The sequence below is a fragment of the Chryseobacterium salviniae genome (assembly GCF_035819015.1).
GTDB classification, from domain to species: Bacteria; Bacteroidota; Bacteroidia; order Flavobacteriales; family Weeksellaceae; genus Chryseobacterium; species Chryseobacterium salviniae.
Genome location: NZ_JAYLAA010000004.1, coordinates 1 through 18,416, shown reverse-complemented (window position 1 = coordinate 18,416; position 18,416 = coordinate 1). Strand labels below are relative to the sequence as shown.

Here is an 18,416-nt window from a genome sequence, read left to right as displayed (position 1 = left end):
CTGTAACTTTTATTGTTTCAGTTGAAAGAAAAATATCTTTTCTATTATTCAGTAATTCTACAAATATTGTTTCATCGTGTAACTGCAAAGTCTCATTTATATCATTGTTCGGCACTTCGACTACGCTCAGTGTGACAGATTTACATTCTTGTTTCAACAGTTCTGCATATTTCTTTACTGCTCCTTTTCCTGCTTTATCCTGGTCAAAACAGAAAATAATTTCTTCAAGTTCCGGAAGTTCTTTTATTGTGTTTAAAATCTCTTCATTCAATCCATTAGTTCCAAAACAGCTTATGAGACTGTAATTGTCTCTGATTTCTTTTATCTGAAGTAAACTCGCACAATCGATGATTGCTTCTGTAAGAATGAGTTTTTTAGTATCTGATTTTGGATAGTTTGGATAGATTCCGGAACGATTTTTCAGATAATAATGCTTGGCTTTATCATCGTTTAAAATACTTCTAAAGTATAATCCTGTAACTTCATTCTTCTGATTTCTCAGCGCAAAACAGATACACCATTTCGCAAAAGGACTATACCCTTTTTCTCCGGTTCTGCTGTTGATTTGTCCTTTATCCTGCAACAGTCCAACTTCTAAAGCCTGTCTCAATAGTTCTTCCGTTTTCCTTTCCCCGTGATGGAACTGACCAGAGTTATAGCCGATTTCTAAAATGCTATTATCCAGATTTCTCTTTTCCAAATATTTCTTTGCAGGCTTGCTGTTGCTTATCGCATTCCTAAAATATTGGAACATATTATTAAGGAACTTTTCTTTACTTATCTCTTGGTTTCCGGAACCTGGATTTAAAATCTCTTCAGCTTTTTTTATCGCTTCGTGCTTTGATAAATTTTCTTTGTGCATTATAAAATCGATCACATCCATACTTTTACCGTGCGTTTTGCAGTTGGAAGAAAAACAGTAAGCTGTCTGCGTTTTGTAATAGATCTGCATTGATGGCGTTTTATCTTCGTGGAACGGACAGCACATTGTATTGTTCTTATCAGGTTTTAAACCGTAATAATGCAGAACCGTTGAGATAGATAACTGGCTTTTGATTGCGGAGATTTCCATAGAATAAAAAAGTTTAAAATATTTTTTGACAACTATTTCGGTGCTAAGATACCATTTTAGTTTTATTTTGCAAGCTTTTTAAGTTTTGAAGAACCGATTTTGTTTTCATATATTTACATTTCAATAGTAAACAAGGTTTTTTAAACCTATAAAGTTTCTTTATTATGGATTTCGGAAGTATAGTTTCAGAACTTAGAAAACAAAAAGGGATTTCCCAAACCGACTTGGCAAGTCAATTGGGGATTCATAAAAACGTGTTGGGAAGATACGAGAGGAACGAAGTTTATCCCTCGATAGATATTGCTCGCAAGATTGCAGATATTTTGGACGTGTCTTTGGATTACCTTACCGGAAAAGAAGATGTGCAGATTGATAAAAATACAAGTAGCCGTATTTTGGAGGTCTCAAAATTTGAACCTGAAGACCGCAATCATATCTTTTCAGTCATTGACGCTTTTATCGCTAAAAGAAAAATTCAAAGCATTTTATAAAATAAATTTTCAGTAAAAATACATCAAAGATTAATAACAGGGAAAACGATTGTAAGTAAAGTCTTTACAATCGTTTTTTGATTTTTTGGTAATGAGGTAAAAAGCAGAAAAAAGCGAGGTTAGGCAAAAGTAAGGTTACTAAAACGTTACTTTTAAATATCGAAAACAATTATTTTAAGATACTGTATTTCAGTTTTTTGCATGGTTTTTCATATTGCTCCGTGGCTCACATAAGTTTAATTTTATCATTAAGAATTGTGAGTATGGAAACGACAAAAAAATCAACATTTAAGGTATTGTTCTACCTTAAAAAGAATGCCCCGAAGAAGAACGGAAAAGTTACGGTTATGTGCAGGATTACCGTAAACGGCAAACAATCTGCATTCAGTACCAAGTTGGATATTTCCGCATCGAATTGGGATTTGAAGTACGGCAGGGTTTTAGGAAAAAGCCGAGAAGCCCAAGACGTAAACGGTAAACTTGACAAGATACGATTGGGTATCGAGGAATGTTATTCCAAAATCCTAAAGAACGAGGGAGCGGTAAACAGTGCCAAACTTAAAAATGCTTTTCTCGGTATGGAAAGTGGAGAACTAACCTTTTTTAAGTTCTACGAACAGTTTATAGCAGACTTTGAAAAAAAGGTAAACAGCGGACTTCGGGTACAAGGCACACATCGAAGATACAAAACGCTTTTAAAGCATCTGCGGAATTTTGCCCTTGTAAAGTACGGTTATACTGATGTAATGTTTAACGACCTTACTTCTGAATTTGTACAGGATTTCGACTACTATCTGCGTGATGATTTAACCCTAAATCATAACACTATTTGGAATTATATGATTGGCTTTACTACGCTTTGCCGATTGGCGATGAACAGAAAGCACCTTGCTTTTAATCCGTTCAGCGAGTACAAGAATACCAAAAAAGACAAAGACAGAGGTTATCTGTTGCGGAACGAGTTAGAACAGCTTGTAGCGTTCAACTGCGAGAAAAAGAAAGACGAATTGATAAAAGACCTGTTTGTTTTCAGTTGCTTTACAGGGCTTTCCTATTCGGATATAAAAGGGCTTAAAAACAGCAATCTTCAGGAGTTCTTTGACGGCAATCAATGGATTATCGTCCGCAGGAGAAAGACAGCAACATCGTCCAATGTAATGCTGTTGGATATTCCTAAAATGATTATCGAAAAATATGCAGGATTGTCAAAGGACGGAAAGGTTTTTCCTGTTCCGTCTAATAGTTCCTGTAATGATAGATTAAAAGTAATATCCCAACAAATCGATTGCCTTAAAGAAAAGAAAGTAACCTTTCATTTGGCACGCCATACGTTTGCCACATTGTTTTTGAGCGAGGGCGTACCGCTTGAAAGTTTGAGCAAAATGTTAGGACATAAAAATATTGCCACTACGCAGATTTACGCCAAGATACTTAACGAGAAAGTAGGAAAGGATATGCAAAAGGTATCGCATAAGTTTAAAAGTATGGAAAGCTCTTTTGTGGTTCAACTTTAAAACTAATAATGCAATGAACGAAAGCCAATGCTGTTTTTGCATTGGCTTTTTTGTATTTTAGCTATTTACAAAAATAACATCTCACATTAGTTAAACAAGACCAACCTATTTAGTTGTATTGCCTAGATTTTGTGAGAGTTATATTTACAATAATTAAAACAATATGATTGAAGTATGTTGACATATAACGAACGTATCGAATTAAGGGAAAAGTTGACTAATGGAGAAATTTCATTAGAACTTGCTAAGGAACTATATTGGAAAGATTACAAAGAAGGGCAACGTTCGTGGCACACAGCAGATTGGAAAGAGAGACGAGCTAAAATTCTTAAAGAAAAATGCGAAATATGTGATAGTATAGACACGTTAACTATTCAGCATCTTTCTCATCCAAAGAAATATTCCGACTACGAAAGAGAAATAACAAGAAAATACACTCAAATTTTTAAAGAAACTAATTCTGACATTGATAAATCAGAATTTAAGAAACATATTGTAAACAATTATGATTACATAGCTGTTCCTTTATGCCCAAATTGTGGAGACAACCGTCCTAACAAGAGAGTGAGAAAACTACCGCAATATCGTTGTTCGGTATGCAAACACGAGTTTGATGAACCAGTTTATAAATCGTTAGAAGAACTAATCACAATTTTTTATACGGATGAGGAAGCTCTTGATGTTCGAGACAAGTGTTTTGTTTCAAAAGACAAATGGAAAAACACCCACAATTTATCAAATATAAAATATTGGTTTCAAAGAGAAAACGCTAAAACCAAAAATGAAGAAATAATTGGAAAAGAAGCATTTTTACTCTACTTAACTGACGACATAAAATATCTTTCATTTGAAGACACGATAACCGCATGTAGAAGATGTGCTTCTAACTATGATTTAAAAAATATGGAGTTATGCCCTAATTGTAAAGTACATTACAAAGGCATTCAGTATCCTACTTGCATACAATGCCTGCCAGAAGACAAACGAAAAGCTGCATTAGAAATGGTTGAACTTGGAAAAGAATGGCGGGAAATGCACGATAAACTTGGAATTTAATCTCCTACACGTTTATAAAACACCACAGCCCACCGCTTTAAGTAGTGGGCTGTTTCTTTAATTGACCGATACGGTTACAGTTTCAAAGCATCCTTTTTAACGGCTATCGCTGATAGTTGTCTTCCAACACCTTGATAATATCACTTTCTCGAAAAAGGATTTTCCGTTCGAGCTTGATAAAAGGTATCAGTCCGTCATCTCTGTACTGTTGCAACGTTCGTTTGCTGATGTGTAGCATCTGGCAAACCTGTTTGCCTGAAAGGTAGATTTCCCCTTTTAAGAGTGGATGAAAATATTCCCTGATATACAGCAGTTCATTTTTGATACCTACCACAGCTTCGAGCAGGGCAAGCATATCTTCGTCTGAATTTCCAATCTGTTTCATTTCTTTTGCTTTTTTAATGGTCGCTCTCCCTGCATTAATAACTCCACTTCGGACAATCTGAAATATGTTTTCCGATTGATTTGCGTTGCTCCAAGAATGCCTTTTGCCCTATACGTCTGTAACGTCCGCTTACTGATATTGAGCAGTTGGCAGGCTTCCTGTTGGTCGAGCCATTTTGTTGCCTGTTGCAATGCTTTGTAGGGTGCGGTCATTTCCGCAATTAGATTGGAAACTTCCTTTACTTCCCTATGCAATGCTTTTAAAATCTGAATGTCTAAAACTGTTATTTCCATATCTGCATCATTTAAACCTCGAAAATAAAAGCTATTGACATAGGTTATTCTAATGTTGTAGTCAATGGCGGTATTTGGCGTGCAGTTGCCAAATACTCGGCTATAATCCCAATTTTGGTTTATTGTTTTTCGGGCGAGCCTGTTGTGGTTTGATTGCATTGTCTGACTTCAAGGCAGGCTTTTTGTTTTTCTGTACATTCTGACTTTTTTCATCGTTTTTGAAATCCGAATGCATCACCGTTTTTGTTGCACCTATTATACTTTCAGGTTCGGCAGGTTGTTTTTTTTGTTCAACACGCTTGCCGCCGAACAGCCTGCCCAGACCTAAACCCTTTGTTTCTTTGAATTGGCGTTTAAAATTGGTGATGAAATTGGAAATCGGGTCACTGTTCTTATCGACCTGCATAAAAGGTGCATCCTCTTTTTTATTGGACAGCTCTTTTTCTTTATGCTCTTTGTCAGTTATTACTTTTTGTGCCATAGGTTCAAAATTTTCCCCAATATAGAATACAAAGGAATGTATTGTTTTCATTTAGCATTATGTGGCAGTATTTGGCTTATGTTGGCACGATATGAATAGAAAGTAATCCTTAAAACACTTTAAATTTTCCTCGCAAAGCTCTTATACATTTAAAGAGTTTTGTACGGATAAAGGAAAGCATACCAAAAACACACCATACTTTGCCCTTACGTGTTTTTTGCACCCTTTCTTTGATTGGCATTGATTAAAAAAAGAACAAAAAGGTAGCAAAATTAAGGAGGACAGCCACCGCACCGCCCAACCAAAAGACTACGGCATAATGGCAGGGCAAAAAATTGCCCTGCCACCCTTCGGGATTTATTCCGTTTCCTTTTGGCTTTTCCCCTTGTCCGCCTTGTTAAAATGGCTTTCTTTTTTTTCTGTTTTTTTGTTTTGGAAAATAATTTTAAGAGGGAGCAACGCACACGTCCGACACCGCACCACAATCAAAACAACGGTTTGTGCTTATCATTATAGATTTCGCTAATCAATTCCCCGAACTCCTGAAAATGGTACTCGATAATGTTGTCGAGGTACGCATAAATCGTCAGCTTGTCTATGCCCATAATATTGGTAAGCCTGTTAAATGTTTCGTGATGTTCCTGCCTTACATAGACCGATTTCCCCCTGCTTGCCGTTGTAGTCGGGATTTTAAAAAACTGTCCGCAGTAGTCCTCTTTGTTCAGCTTCTTTGGTTTTGAAACAGTTCTTTTTGCATTACTTGATGTCGGTTTTGTATGTTCCGTTTCCGTAGGTTCTTCTCCAGCCATTACAAGCATCATCGCTTCCTCGTCTACTTCGGGTTTAGCAAAATCTTCCCGATGTGTTACTGCCTGTTGTTCCGTCAAAGGTTGTTTCTTTTCATCAGTTAGGAAATTTTCAATAGAGAAATCCTCTTTTTCGGGTTGCTGATTTTTGTTTTCTTCGTGTATCATATCTCTTATTTTTAATATTATATTCTATTAGCTGTTTGGCTAGCTGAACAATCAGTTATAAATATCATAGCACGCATGTAAGTTGCTATGCACTTATATACTCTTAATCAACTAGTTCATTAACTCAAAAATTTGTAATTAGTCTGCATTCAATCACGCTGATTTGCTGTCGAAATTTTTGCTGTTCATTTATTTGATTAAAGACATAACCAATCAGCCAACTAACCACACAAAGAAAATAAAAGCAATCCCAATCCGTATAGAAGTGGCACTATTTGGCGTTCATTGGCTTTATTTGGCGTAATCGTAAGTTGCTGTTTTTCAAATAGTCTTATCGAACTTTGTAATCGGAGCAGTTGATTTTTTCGGCTAACTCCAATCCGTTTGCAAAACGGATTTTTCTGAACTCTTGTTCAGAGCAAGTTATCTTTTGAGGTACTCGAAATGAATTTCGGCACCTCAAAAGCACTTGCCCTTGCAGGGGGCTGGAAACGGCTCCGAAGTCGCCCGTTTGTTTAAAAATTAAAATGGATTATTATGGAAGAGAAAAACAGAAAACAGATTAAGAAATCAGGAAGAAAACCAAAGATTGACCCTGCGGTTCATCGGTATTCTATCAACCTGAATGCGGAGGATAATGCTAAATTTCTTGCTCTCTTTGACCAGTCAGAAATGAAAGTCATTGCTCATTTTATTACCGCTTGCATCTTTCAGAAGACGGTAAAGACCGTAAAAATTGATATGGATGCATTAGATTATCACGAAAAATTGACCCGATTTTTTAGCCAGTTCCGAGCAATCGGAACAAATTATAATCAGGTTGTGAAGATATTGTACCGCAATTTTTCAGAGAAAAAAGCAGGAACATACCTTTTTAAATTGGAAAAAGAAACCATTGAATTGGTACAAGTCACAAAAGAAGTCATCCGTTTGACACAGGAATTTGAAGAGAAGTATTTGAAAAAAGAGTAAAGTTATGATTGCAAAAATTGGAAAAGGAGGCAATATGTATGGAGCGATTTTGTACAATCAACAAAAAGTGGATAAGGAAAACGGAGCGGTTTTATTGCTGAACAAGATACCTGACACGGTGGACGGTAAGTATTCCGTTGCCTATTTTAATAAATGCTTTGAACCATATCTGTCTGCTAATATCAAAACAGAAAAGACGGTACGGCATATATCGCTGAACCCAGATCCTGCGGATAAGGTTAGCGATGAGCAGTTTACGGATATGGCACAAGAATATATGGAACGTATGGGCTACGGCAACCAACCTTACATAGTTTTCAAGCATACGGATATTGACCGCACGCATATCCATATCGTTTCGACCTGCGTGGGAATTGACGGAAAGAAAATCCCTGATGATTACGACCATCCACGTTCAATGGCTATTTGTCGGAATTTAGAACAGAAATACAACCTGCACAAAGCAACCGAACAAGAGCAGAAACAAGCCAATAAAGTTTTCAAGCCTGTAAATCATAAAAATGGCGACATTAAAAGTCAGATTGCTTCGGTAGTAAGGCATCTGCCCAAGTATTACAACTTTTCAACTATGGGTAGCTACAATGCGTTACTTTCTCTTTTCAACATCACAGCGGAGCAAGTCAAAGGTGAACGGAACGGACAGACCGTAAACGGATTGGTGTATGTGGCATTGGACGACAACGGAAACAAAGTAAGTAATCCATTTAAAGCATCACTTTTCGGAAAAGATGCAGGCGTTGCAGAACTTCAAAAGCACTTTGAGCAGTCCAAAGAGAAAATGAAAACCAACCCTGCAAGGTCTGTTCTGAAAAACACGGTGGAGCTTGCGATACACACCACAAACAACGAAACGGAATTTAAAAAGCAACTTGTAGAGCAAGGTATCAATACGATTGTCCGTAAAAATGAAAGCGGACGGATTTACGGTATCACGTTCATCGACCACGAAAGCCGAAGTATTTGGAACGGTTCGCAATTAGATAGAAGCCTGTCGGCAAATATGTTTAACCAGTGGTGGAACAACGGAAATAAACCCGAACTGAAAATACAGGATAACCCTGTTTTCAATACAAGTACATTGGACTATTCTCCAACGAAAGACCTTTTTGAATTTCTTTCAAATGAACATTCGGCTAATTACGATTTAGGATTATTCAGCTTGCTACCTAATGCACAAGGCGAAGACTACGAGGAAGAACAGTTTGCTAAACAAATGAAGAAAAAGAAGAAAGGGAGAAGATTGTAAAATAGACTTTGTAGATACTTCACACGTCAAATCCCTGACGTATTTTTCATATCTTTGCAGAAGAACAAAACAAGTTTTAATGAGTTAAATAAAAGAAAAATAGATATATAATTATAGCGTTTCGCTTTATAAATTCCTGTATCTGAAAGGTCGAAAATTTCAAATAGCACAGGAAAGTAAGAGTGGAAACGCCTACGGTAAAGCGTGGGCGTTCCTTTTTGCTTTGTGCTATCGGTATTCGACCACCGCAGATACGAGCAAGGGGAATTAGCTCACGTTATTTTTTTTATCTTTACGGAAACCCGTAAGAAAATTTAAAAAAACTAATTTAAATTGCCAGACCGTAGAAATTATAATGAAATCAATTATAAATAATCCATACAGAATTGCAGGGATTCTCGCCAATAGTTCCGAGAAAGATATTCTGAAACAAAAAAGTAAAATCAAGAGATTCAGTGAAGTAGGAAAAGAGATTTCTTCTGAATATGATTTCCCTTTTCTATCATCCTTGTCAAGGAGTAGTACCATTATCGATAAAGCTTTTTCTGACATCGAACAAAATCAGAATAAAGTTTTCTATTCTCTATTTTGGTTTCTCAATCTCAATCCCATTGATAATACCGCAATCCAACATCTGATAAGCGGAAACAAAGAAAAAGCTTTTGAAATTTGGGAAAAATTAAGCAATGACAAAGAGGTTAACTCAAAAAATTATTCAGCTTTCAATAATATCAGTACGCTTTATTTGTTGGGACATTCTAAAGAAGATTTAAAACGAGGAATTACTACCAAAATAAAACTAATTGAATCGGAAAATTTCAAAGATTTTGTTCATACAGTTGCTGACGAGACTTTTTCTATTGATACGCCGAAGCAAATTGAACTATTAATTGATGAATTACTAACACTATTCAAAGGCAAATATTCAACTTCAGAAGCAATGGAGCTGTTTAGCAATTGTAACGGAACTGCTCAAAAATATCTTTCCAAAAAATTTACGGAAGAACCTGTTCATAAAATTGAAGTTCAAATTGAACAATGCAATAAAAAGCGATTAAATAACAAAGGCAATGCATATAAATTTGGAACAGATTTATACACTAACACCAAAAGCGAATTAGCACTATTAAAATCAATTGTAGGTAATGCTAATCTACAATACAAAATATTGGGTGATAATATTGCGAAAGAGATATTACAGTGCTCTGTTGATTACTTCAACGAAAGCCAGGAACAGGAAAAAAGCGGTAATTATCTTGAAGAAGCTATGAAGTTGGCAAAATTAGCCGAAAGTGTAGCCATAAATGATGCTACGAAAAACAAGGTAAAAGAAAATATTAGTACACTTGAAGAAATGAAAGACCAAGAACTTTCTCAAATTGTAGAAGTTCTAAAGTCTGTTAAACTAATGTATGAAGATAATGAGAGGAAAATTAACCAAGAAGTCAGAGACCTTGAGAAAAATGACGTATTAATAAAGTTAGGGCATAAGTCTATAAATTGGGGTGCAGTAAAGGATAATATTAGAAACTCAATAAATTGGGGAAACGTAAATGATTTGTTGTCTGGAATTTTAACAGATAAGAATTTAAAGAAAATCAAAGAAAGTGATAAATCTGAGGCTAAAAAAGAGTTTTGGGAATTAATTAATTGGACAGAAAACAACTCGTTAAAATCTGCCACAATTTCACGCATAATTGAGATTTATAAAAAAATTGCTCCGAAATTATCTTTTGAAATTCTGTCCGCAGAGATTTCAAATACAGATTCAAACTCAAAAATTATTGAAAAACCATTTTTTATAGAGGATATTAGATATGTTGGAATAAAATTAAAAGTTCGCTCAACAGGAACACAAAAGATTTCCATCTATAAGAAATACATAAATCCAGAAGGAAAATACAGTAATAATTCAAAAACTTCTCCAAAAGGATATACAAGTGTCAATGACCTAACAATAACACCTCAAAGCAGTGTGATTGACCTCGGTGGTTATGGAAATGCTAAAGAATGTAGCTATATGGTTGGCGAACATAAAATTGAAATTTATGTAGATCATTACAAAATCTATACTAAAACTTTTCAAGTTGATTGGTCTCCTGCAAAGAAGACTGAGCTTACCAAAAGTGTTTATTTTTTTGAAAACGAATTGAAAGAAGTTGAAAAATTTCAGTGGTTTAGGTCTTCTGAAACTAAACAGAAAGAAGTAAAGGCTGTTCAAGATAAAATCAAAAAAGCTAAGCAAACTCTAATGAATAAATAAATGAAAAAAACTATACTCATTCCAATACTATTTTGTGCAACAACACTTTTCGCACAGGAACAAAATACAGAACTGCAAAAGCAACAGCAGGAAATTTCTGTTTTAAAACAAAAACTAAACAATCAACAATCTGTAATCAATCAGTATAAATCAGAATTGTCTACTCTTTCCGTAAAAACTGAAAATCAAGAAAAGCAGATTGACAGCCTTAAAACGGAGACAAGTCAAAATGTTCAAAATATTAAATCGATTGCAGACGATTTGGGTACAAAAATCCAACAGACAGAAACAACCGCAAAAGATAGCATCTCCAAGTTAGACAAAGATGTAAGCACCAATCGTTTGTATTGGATAATTGCGACATTGGCAACATTACTTTTAGGCGGAATTATCTATTGGTTATTAGGAAAACGTATTGCCAACAGTAAAACTGACGTAGAAACTCAAATCAAAAATACCAAAACAGCTTTGGAAGAAGAAAGCATTAAGTTAGATAGCAAACTGGTAGAAGTTTTGGAGTCGCAATTAAAATTGAAACAAGAGGAAAAACAAATTACTCCTACTAATTCTAACATTGAAATCGACCATTCTTTAGCTTTGAAAGTCGCTGACGAGATTGTAAGAATGCAAAAGAACATATCCAAAATGGATGATGATACCAAAGGATTAAAACCACTTGTAAAAGGTATAGAAAGAATTCAGGCAAACTTTGCTTCGAATGGTTATGAAATGGTTAATCTTCTTAACAAAGACTATGACGAGAGAATGAATATTGACGTCATTAACTTCATAACAGACGAAAATCTAACAGAAGGAAGAAAGGTTATCACGGCAGTTATCAAACCACAAGTAAATTATAATGATGTTCTTATTCAAAGAGCACAAGTAGATGTATCGCAAAACTAAAATATTCCCAAACTATAATGGCAAGAACTAAAATAGATTACGGTATCGACTTAGGTACAACCAATTCCGCTATTTCAAGAATTGAAAGCGGAGAGGCAAAAATAATTAAAGTTAATGGTCTGGACGACACAATGCCGTCTTGTATAGCTTACAACAAAAAAGGTGTTTTAGCAGGAAAAAAGGCGTTCGCAGTTTACAGAAGCGAGCAAGAAGCTAGTTTATCAAAAGATATTGAGCCCAATGCATTTATCGAGTTCAAAAGAACAATGGGAACAGATAGGAAATATTTCAGTTCCAACTTGGATAAAGATTTAAGTTCAGAAGAATTGTCCGCAGAAGTTTTAAAAACGTTGAAATCATTTGTAACTGATGAAGCTGTAAATGCAGTAGTAATTACAGTTCCTGCCGCTTTCAAAAACAATCAAATTGATGCTACAAGGCGTGCTGCAAAGTTAGCAGGATTTGAACATGCAGAAGTTTTGCAAGAACCTGTTGCGGCTGCAATGGCTTATGGTTTAGATAATAAGAACAAAGACGGTTTTTGGTTAGTTTTCGATTTTGGTGGGGGAACTTTTGATGCAGCTTTATTGAAAGTGGAAGACGGTATTATGAAAGTTGCTGATACCGAAGGAGATAATTATTTAGGTGGTAAAAATTTAGATTTGGCTGTTGTTGACGAAATTATCATTCCACATATTCAAGAGAATTTTTCGATTAATGGTATTTTAAATGATGACCATAAAAAAGCAAAATACCGTGAAGCATTAAAGCCGTTTGCAGAAGAATTGAAAAATGAGCTTTCCTTTAAAAATGAATTCAATTTATACAAAGAGGAAGGCGCAGGAACTGATGATGATGGAGAAGATATCGAAATTGATTTAACGATAACACAAGCAGATTTAGAAAATGTTTTATCGCCTGTTTTTCAAAAGGCTGTTGATATTTCAAAAAAACTTTTAGAGCGTAACAACCTAAAAGGTTCGTCTTTAGATTCCTTGATTTTAGTTGGAGGTCCGACTTTTTCTCCAATTATCAGAAAAATGTTGGAGAAGCAAATTTGCAAACCTGACACTACCGTTGACCCAATGACAGTAGTATCAAAAGGTGCTGCTTTGTATGCATCTACAGTAAGTATTTCAGAAGAAATAAAAGAGCAGACAAGAGATAAATCCAAAATTCAAATCGAAATAGGACACGAAGCTTCCACTGTTGAGTTAGAAGAATTTGTTACGCTAAAAATTCTAATTGATAAAACAGAAGGAACAATTCCTGAAAAAGTTTTCGCAGAAATTACACGAAGTGACAAAGCGTGGTCAAGCGGAAAAGTTGAAATAAACGAAATTGGAGAAGTAATTGAAACACAACTTATAGAAGGTAAAACTAATGGTTTTGAAGTAACATTATTTGATGACAAAGGAAATCTTTTAGAAAGTGAACCCAAAGAGTTTACAATAATTCAAGGAATTGGGGGTTTGAACTCAATGCAAGGACTTACACTTAATTGGGGTATCGAGATTAAAAAAAGAGAAACAGGGAAAATTGAATTTAGGCAAGTTTCAGGATTGGAACAAAATAAATCTTTACCTGCAACAGGTACAGCAAATGGATTAAAAACTCAGAAACAAATTCGCCCCGGAATGGATTCTGATTTTATCAAAATTCCGTTATATCAAGGCGAACACGGTGCTGATGGAACGAGAGCCATCTATAATGAACACGTTTATGACATCATAATTAGCGGAGCAGATTTACCTGCATTATTACCCGATAACAGCGATGTAGATTTAACGATTAGCATAGATAAGTCGCAAAAAGTTTCTATTCAGGCATATTTCCCATATTTAGACCATACGTCAGAAATCGAAGTTCCAACTGATACCGTTCAGTCAGTAGAAACCAGTTGGCTTTCTAATGAAATCCGCAAAGCAAAAGGAAGCATTGAAGAACTAAAAGACGAAGGAATAAGCGATGATAAAGTCCAAAAGGCAGAAACTGAAATAGCCGAACTGGAGAGAAAGTTTGAAAACAGCAAAAACGATGTGGATGGAAAACAAGAAGTATTGACTAATCTTAGGAAAACGCTTAAAACTATTGACGAATTAAGCGAAACAACAGAATGGCCAAAACTGGAAGAAGAACTAAAAGAAGAATTTTACAGATTAGAAAAAGCCAATAAAGATTTAGGAAACGACCGTTCAACACAAGTTGTTAATCAGTTGCGAAATCAATTAGAAGAAGTTTTGAAATCACAAGACATCAAATTAGGTAAAGCATTGGCAGAAGAAATCCATTCAGTATTTTTCCAAATGACATTAGTATATCAACTTATTAATTTCATCAGACAACACAATCAACATTTTGCTTCATACCATTGGAAGGACAGTAATAGAGCAAGACAATTATTAAATGAAGGCTTACAACAAATCGGAGAAAACCCCAATACAGATGACTTACATCCAATTGTTGTTGACTTAATCAATTTGTTGCCAAATGAGGAAAGACCAAGCGGAGACGATTCTGTTTTGGTTGGTTAGAAAAACCAGTAATTCCGAAGAAGCATTATAGAATGGAAAAAATCATAAAAATAGGCTTAGCCTTTTTAATGTTTGGTTGCCTTTTGGATATGCCGTATGGTTATTATCAACTGATGCATTTTATAGCGTTAATCAGCTTTGCTGTTTTGGCTTATCAAGCTAGTCAGCAAAGCAGACAAACCGAAATGTTTATCTATGGAGCATTAGCATTACTATTTCAACCGTTTTTCAAAATTGCACTAGGACGAGAATTATGGAATATTGTAGATGTGATTGTAGGCGTTGGATTGTTGGTAAGTTTAGCGAAAAATAATAAAAAATGAGTAAATCTATATTATCCAAAGGTCAAACTATTGACAATAAATATTCGGTTAGCTTCTTTCTGAAAAAAGGAAGTTATGCCGAAACGTATCGTGTGCAAAACGAAGCGAAAGAAACGAAGTTTCTCAAACTATTTGACCTTGCCAAATTACATCGTACACAGTTTACGGATAATGGAGATATTTTAGAAATTGAACTTTTAAAGCAAGTCAAACACCCCAATTTGGTTAGGTACAACGATAGCGGAAATACTATTATTGACAGTCGTAAAAATGCTTATGCAGTTTTAGATTTTATTAGTGGAGAAACTTTAGCCGACAAAATGAAGCGTGAAAATACACTGAGTCCGTATGAAGCAAAAAGTATCATTTTGAGTGTTCTAAATGGTTTGAATTATTTGCACAACAAACAAATCATTCATAACGATATTACAAGCCAAAACATAATGTTGGATTTATCAGGTAAGGTTGCCATTCCAAAAATCATAGATTTTGGCTACGCTCGTTTTTTGCAACAATCCAGCAAAGAATTTTTGAAAGACGGTTTGAATTTGTTTTATACAGCCAACGAAACTTTTAACAAGGTCTTTTCTTTCAAAAGCGATATTTATTCGGTTGGTGCTTTGTATTATCATTTATTGACAGGCTTGCCACCTTACTTCGTAGAAATATCCAAATACAAATCCGACAAAATACAGTTGGAAGAAACGATTTTGGAGGAACGGAAAAAACCTTTAAAATTTTCGGATAAATTAGACGAACAAACGCAGCGTATTATCGTGAAAGCATTACAGCCAAAAGCGGAAAACCGTTTTAAATCAGCCAAAGAATTTATACAGGCTTTAAACGGAGAATTAGAAGTTGAACTTTCCGTTCCTGAAGAAAAAGCTACAAAAACTCAATTTAAAGAAAAGAAAAAGGGCAAAGGATTTTCAGCCATAGCAGGAATGCAAGAATTGAAAGAAACTATACAGTTAGATGTAATAGATGCTTTGAACGATAAAGAGCGATATGCAGAATATGGCTTGACCATTCCCAATGGAATGTTGTTGTATGGTCCGCCTGGTTGTGGCAAAACGTTTTTTGCTGAGAAAATGGCAGAAGAAATTGGTTTTAATTTTTATCAGATAAAACCCTCTGATATTCAAAGTAAATTTGTCAATGCTTCACAAGAAAATATCAAAAATTTGTTTGATGAAGCAAGACAAAATGCACCAAGCATTATTTTCATAGATGAATTAGATGCTCTTGTACCTAGTCGAGACACATCAAACATCAGTCATATGAACACAAGTGCAGTCAATGAATTTTTAGCACAGATGAATAATTGCGGAGAAGACGGAATTTTTATTGTTGGTGCTACTAATAGACCAAATGCTATTGACCCAGCTGTTTTGCGTTCAGGGAGATTGGATAAACATATTTACTTGCCACCACCTGATTTTGAAGCCCGTAAATTGATGTTTGAATTGTACTTAAAAAAGCGTCCGACAGAAATCGGTTTGAACTACGAAGAATTAGCCAAAGCCACTGAAAATTACGTATCAAGCGACATCAAATTTTTATGTGATGAGGCTTCAAGAAAGGCTTTAAAAGAAAATACACGAATTACAAAAGCTATTGTTTTAGACACAATTCGAGGTAATAAACCGTCAATTTCATTACAGGAGTTAAATAGTTACTTGGTCATAAAAGCAAAAATGGATGGAGAAAGTAATAACGCTAATGATAGACCAAGTATTGGATTTAGGACGTAGTTTCTAAATTAGTACGCTATTCACAGTATTGTTATTGTCGATAGTTATTTTATAATACTAAAATTTGTACATTTGCTATTGAGCGAACGGAAACACGTTGAAAAGCAAAGCAATGAGCACCGTTACCAAATCGTTACCTGACTTTTTTGATAATCTTTATAAAAGCTTAGTATTCAGCCGATACAGCTTTTTCCTGAAAACTTTAAAATACAAAACCCACCGCATTTTGCGAGGGTTTATTTATCTTACCGACACGAGCGGGACGCTCGCGCCAGCGGGGTATTCTAAAATGGAAAACAACCAACAGGATATTCCTGTTGATAAATTGGTTTTTGTCGCTAAACATTTCGGGATTGCCGTTGATGATATTATTTTCTTCAATGAAAAAAACAATGTTCCTAATGAGGTTTCTATGGAAGATACCGCAGTTCTGGAACAGCTAAAACTTATCAATGAACTCGATGCCGAAGAAAAAAACATTCTCCTAAAGCTTATTGAAACTTTCGTTTCTAAAAAACGGTTTAAAGATTATCTGCAGAAAAATATTGCTGCACTATAAAACAATAACCCACCGCAAAGCGGTGGGTTATTTACTTTATATACTCAAAGTAGGAGACTTTGCGTAGTGGGGGAAATTAATTTTCTTTAGGACTTTCTAAATAAATATTTAATACTTTTATTAATGCATTTTTTAAGTCATTGTCATCAATACGAATCATTTCTCTTTTATTATTTGGAAAAGAAATGAACACAGTATAGGCGTTTTCATTTCTTTCACCATCAAATTTGATGACAACTACTTCTCCATTAGTTTTTATTTTTTCAAAACATTCTATTAATTCTTCAAAAGAAGAAGTCTCTTTTTTTAGAGTTTCCTTAATATAATTCATAATACTATTTTGTTAACATTTTTGCAATTTGAGATACATCGGTTACTTTTCCGGTTGCTACTTGCGTTGAAGCATTCATCATTTGTTGTTTACTAACTGTTTTTATGCCATGTTGCTTGGCAAAAGACTCAAAAGCTGCAACAGCAGTTCTCTTATTTCCATTCATAAACATGTGACCGTTTGATATAGATTTAAATATAGATGCTCCTTGCTCAGCAGCTGTTTCGTAATACATTGCTGAATTTATTGCAGACGATGGGCTACCGTTTAACAAAACACCACCACCATCAGTGGCTTTATTTAATGCAACGATTTCGTCTGCAAAGGCTTCTGCATTAAAGACTTTTTTAGAGGATGAAAATAATCTCCCTAATAATTTTCCTCCAATCCCTCCTGTAACCACATCTAATACAGCTCCTTGAACCAAAGGATTCTCAGAAACCTGCATTTGAAAATCTGTTTTTCCTCTCGAGTCAGGAACAGAACTAATTGTAGCTCCCCAAGGATCTCCAGATGATGGAGCAGTACCTAAGCCTCCTCCTTGAGAATAAGGTATATAAAGGGTATTAGTTAATCCTTCGGAATTAAAAGTATCTTTAACACTGGATATAAGTGTATGAGAGGTAACATCCCAAGTCCCATTATTACCTTTATTAACAGTTACATTATAATACCCGGAACCTAACTGATCTGCCCATTGTTCTGCGCGTATTCTAGCATCTGATTTTGTTATATTATTCCAAAACCCAGCACCTCTAACCCATCTTCCGTCTGGATCTGTGTAATTAATAGGGTCATTTACAGTATAATTATAAGGTGACCATCCTGGATAAATTTCCGCCAACGGATCCACCACACCCCATCTCCCAATATCCGGCATATAAAACCTTGCACCATAATCATACATTCCCGTTTCCTGAAGTTCCTTCCCGTTGTACTTATAATTGTATAATCCCGCTCACATTTTCCAAAACTTCCTACTCCGGATTTTCTCGCGCGAGGCTTTACACTGTGATCGTCTGCTCTCGCTCGCTTATTTCAAATATAAAAATTTAATTCAGTTGAAAAATAAAATTCCGTGTAGATTTTTATTTCAATTGAAGAAAATAAATTTTGGATTGCTTATAAATAGGGACTTAAAAGCGCGTCACAACTTTTTTTTGACAGCAATTATATTTTTGTCAAAAATTAAATATGAGGGTAAAATCTGCAAGTAACTCACTTCATTTTGTCAAAATAAG

At 35.0% G+C, this 18,416-nt stretch carries 18 protein-coding genes and 1 pseudogene; 11 read left to right on the top strand and 8 right to left on the bottom strand.

Features of this window, described 5'->3' with window-relative positions:
* A partial coding sequence (locus tag SOP96_RS01030; protein WP_326319377.1) for a CHC2 zinc finger domain-containing protein occupies nt 1-1,072 on the bottom strand: 1,072 nt, incomplete at its 3' end.
* Nucleotides 1,073-1,236: 164 nt separating this feature from the next.
* On the opposite strand from SOP96_RS01030, the gene SOP96_RS01025 reads away from it, so the two are divergent.
* The 3 genes from SOP96_RS01025 to SOP96_RS01015 all read left to right on the top strand — a co-directional run bounded on the left by SOP96_RS01025 (nt 1,237) and on the right by SOP96_RS01015 (nt 4,133).
* On the top strand, nt 1,237-1,563 hold the full coding sequence (locus SOP96_RS01025) for a helix-turn-helix domain-containing protein (protein WP_268053395.1): 327 nt from the start codon (nt 1,237-1,239) through the stop codon (nt 1,561-1,563).
* Between the two features lie 263 nt (nt 1,564-1,826).
* Complete coding sequence (locus SOP96_RS01020) at nt 1,827-3,077, top strand: site-specific integrase (RefSeq protein WP_326319376.1); 1,251 nt, start codon at nt 1,827-1,829, stop codon at nt 3,075-3,077.
* Nucleotides 3,078-3,251: 174 nt separating this feature from the next.
* Entirely contained in the window at nt 3,252-4,133 is an 882-nt protein-coding gene (locus SOP96_RS01015) for a hypothetical protein (protein ID WP_326319375.1), read from the top strand.
* 103 nt (nt 4,134-4,236) lie between these two features.
* Here the strand turns inward: SOP96_RS01015 and SOP96_RS01010 are convergent, their stop codons facing one another.
* The 4 genes from SOP96_RS01010 to SOP96_RS00995 all read right to left on the bottom strand — a co-directional run bounded on the left by SOP96_RS01010 (nt 4,237) and on the right by SOP96_RS00995 (nt 6,266).
* On the bottom strand, nt 4,237-4,518 hold the full coding sequence (locus tag SOP96_RS01010; protein ID WP_326319374.1) for a helix-turn-helix domain-containing protein: 282 nt from the start codon (nt 4,516-4,518) through the stop codon (nt 4,237-4,239).
* On the bottom strand, nt 4,515-4,811 hold the full coding sequence (locus SOP96_RS01005) for a helix-turn-helix domain-containing protein (protein ID WP_076752779.1): 297 nt from the start codon (nt 4,809-4,811) through the stop codon (nt 4,515-4,517). Before SOP96_RS01005 ends, SOP96_RS01010 begins: the two co-directional genes overlap by 4 nt.
* A gap of 100 nt (nt 4,812-4,911) precedes the next feature.
* Complete coding sequence (locus SOP96_RS01000; RefSeq protein ID WP_326319373.1) at nt 4,912-5,292, bottom strand: hypothetical protein; 381 nt, start codon at nt 5,290-5,292, stop codon at nt 4,912-4,914.
* A 485-nt stretch (nt 5,293-5,777) separates the two neighbouring features.
* The gene (locus SOP96_RS00995; protein ID WP_326319372.1) at nt 5,778-6,266 is read right to left on the bottom strand and encodes a DUF3408 domain-containing protein; all 489 of its coding nucleotides are present in this window, start codon (nt 6,264-6,266) and stop codon (nt 5,778-5,780) included.
* A gap of 537 nt (nt 6,267-6,803) precedes the next feature.
* Here SOP96_RS00995 and mobA point away from each other — a divergent pair.
* The 8 genes from mobA to SOP96_RS00955 all read left to right on the top strand — a co-directional run bounded on the left by mobA (nt 6,804) and on the right by SOP96_RS00955 (nt 16,844).
* On the top strand, nt 6,804-7,238 hold the full coding sequence (mobA, locus tag SOP96_RS00990) for a conjugal transfer protein MobA (RefSeq protein WP_185208962.1): 435 nt from the start codon (nt 6,804-6,806) through the stop codon (nt 7,236-7,238).
* A 4-nt stretch (nt 7,239-7,242) separates the two neighbouring features.
* Nucleotides 7,243-8,505: a conjugal transfer protein MobB gene (gene mobB / locus SOP96_RS00985; protein WP_326319371.1), complete on the top strand. Its 1,263-nt coding sequence runs from the start codon at nt 7,243-7,245 to the stop codon at nt 8,503-8,505.
* Between the two features lie 355 nt (nt 8,506-8,860).
* Nucleotides 8,861-10,768 carry an exodeoxyribonuclease VII small subunit gene (locus SOP96_RS00980; RefSeq protein WP_326319370.1) on the top strand — a complete coding sequence of 636 codons (1,908 nt, stop codon included), beginning with the start codon at nt 8,861-8,863 and terminating at the stop codon, nt 10,766-10,768.
* Nucleotides 10,769-11,674, top strand: a complete 906-nt coding sequence (locus SOP96_RS00975) for a hypothetical protein (RefSeq protein WP_185208968.1) — start codon at nt 10,769-10,771, stop codon at nt 11,672-11,674.
* A 17-nt stretch (nt 11,675-11,691) separates the two neighbouring features.
* Entirely contained in the window at nt 11,692-14,208 is a 2,517-nt protein-coding gene (locus SOP96_RS00970) for an Hsp70 family protein (protein ID WP_326319369.1), read from the top strand.
* Between the two features lie 32 nt (nt 14,209-14,240).
* Entirely contained in the window at nt 14,241-14,531 is a 291-nt protein-coding gene (locus tag SOP96_RS00965) for a DUF6804 family protein (RefSeq protein WP_326319368.1), read from the top strand.
* Entirely contained in the window at nt 14,528-16,285 is a 1,758-nt protein-coding gene (locus tag SOP96_RS00960) for a protein kinase domain-containing protein (protein WP_326319367.1), read from the top strand. Before SOP96_RS00965 ends, SOP96_RS00960 begins: the two co-directional genes overlap by 4 nt.
* A gap of 112 nt (nt 16,286-16,397) precedes the next feature.
* Nucleotides 16,398-16,844 carry a hypothetical protein gene (locus SOP96_RS00955; protein WP_326319366.1) on the top strand — a complete coding sequence of 149 codons (447 nt, stop codon included), beginning with the start codon at nt 16,398-16,400 and terminating at the stop codon, nt 16,842-16,844.
* Nucleotides 16,845-16,920: 76 nt separating this feature from the next.
* Here SOP96_RS00955 and SOP96_RS00950 read toward each other — a convergent pair whose 3' ends face one another.
* From SOP96_RS00950 to SOP96_RS00940, 3 genes and pseudogenes are all read right to left on the bottom strand, one after another.
* Nucleotides 16,921-17,175 (bottom strand): hypothetical protein, encoded by a 255-nt coding sequence (locus SOP96_RS00950; RefSeq protein WP_312177490.1) that lies wholly within the window; start codon nt 17,173-17,175, stop codon nt 16,921-16,923.
* A gap of 4 nt (nt 17,176-17,179) precedes the next feature.
* On the bottom strand, nt 17,180-17,887 hold the full coding sequence (locus SOP96_RS19960) for a type II toxin-antitoxin system death-on-curing family toxin (protein ID WP_411911971.1): 708 nt from the start codon (nt 17,885-17,887) through the stop codon (nt 17,180-17,182).
* A gap of 54 nt (nt 17,888-17,941) precedes the next feature.
* Nucleotides 17,942-18,124, bottom strand: a pseudogene (locus tag SOP96_RS00940) (RHS repeat-associated core domain-containing protein); the annotation flags it as partial.
* Nucleotides 18,125-18,416 lie beyond the last annotated feature (292 nt).

Excerpts from the sequence above, each read along its gene's own strand:
- SOP96_RS01025 (WP_268053395.1), top strand. The coding sequence starts at position 1,237 with ATGGATTTCGGAAGTATAGTTTCAGAACTTAGAAAACAAAAAGGGATT.
- SOP96_RS01020 (WP_326319376.1), top strand. The coding sequence starts at position 1,827 with ATGGAAACGACAAAAAAATCAACATTTAAGGTATTGTTCTACCTTAAA.
- SOP96_RS01015 (WP_326319375.1), top strand. The coding sequence starts at position 3,252 with ATGTTGACATATAACGAACGTATCGAATTAAGGGAAAAGTTGACTAAT.
- SOP96_RS01010 (WP_326319374.1), bottom strand. The coding sequence starts at position 4,518 with ATGAAACAGATTGGAAATTCAGACGAAGATATGCTTGCCCTGCTCGAA.
- SOP96_RS01005 (WP_076752779.1), bottom strand. The coding sequence starts at position 4,811 with ATGGAAATAACAGTTTTAGACATTCAGATTTTAAAAGCATTGCATAGG.
- SOP96_RS01000 (WP_326319373.1), bottom strand. The coding sequence starts at position 5,292 with ATGGCACAAAAAGTAATAACTGACAAAGAGCATAAAGAAAAAGAGCTG.
- SOP96_RS00995 (WP_326319372.1), bottom strand. The coding sequence starts at position 6,266 with ATGATACACGAAGAAAACAAAAATCAGCAACCCGAAAAAGAGGATTTC.
- mobA (WP_185208962.1), top strand. The coding sequence starts at position 6,804 with ATGGAAGAGAAAAACAGAAAACAGATTAAGAAATCAGGAAGAAAACCA.
- mobB (WP_326319371.1), top strand. The coding sequence starts at position 7,243 with ATGATTGCAAAAATTGGAAAAGGAGGCAATATGTATGGAGCGATTTTG.
- SOP96_RS00980 (WP_326319370.1), top strand. The coding sequence starts at position 8,861 with ATGAAATCAATTATAAATAATCCATACAGAATTGCAGGGATTCTCGCC.
- SOP96_RS00975 (WP_185208968.1), top strand. The coding sequence starts at position 10,769 with ATGAAAAAAACTATACTCATTCCAATACTATTTTGTGCAACAACACTT.
- SOP96_RS00970 (WP_326319369.1), top strand. The coding sequence starts at position 11,692 with ATGGCAAGAACTAAAATAGATTACGGTATCGACTTAGGTACAACCAAT.
- SOP96_RS00965 (WP_326319368.1), top strand. The coding sequence starts at position 14,241 with ATGGAAAAAATCATAAAAATAGGCTTAGCCTTTTTAATGTTTGGTTGC.
- SOP96_RS00960 (WP_326319367.1), top strand. The coding sequence starts at position 14,528 with ATGAGTAAATCTATATTATCCAAAGGTCAAACTATTGACAATAAATAT.
- SOP96_RS00955 (WP_326319366.1), top strand. The coding sequence starts at position 16,398 with ATGAGCACCGTTACCAAATCGTTACCTGACTTTTTTGATAATCTTTAT.
- SOP96_RS00950 (WP_312177490.1), bottom strand. The coding sequence starts at position 17,175 with ATGAATTATATTAAGGAAACTCTAAAAAAAGAGACTTCTTCTTTTGAA.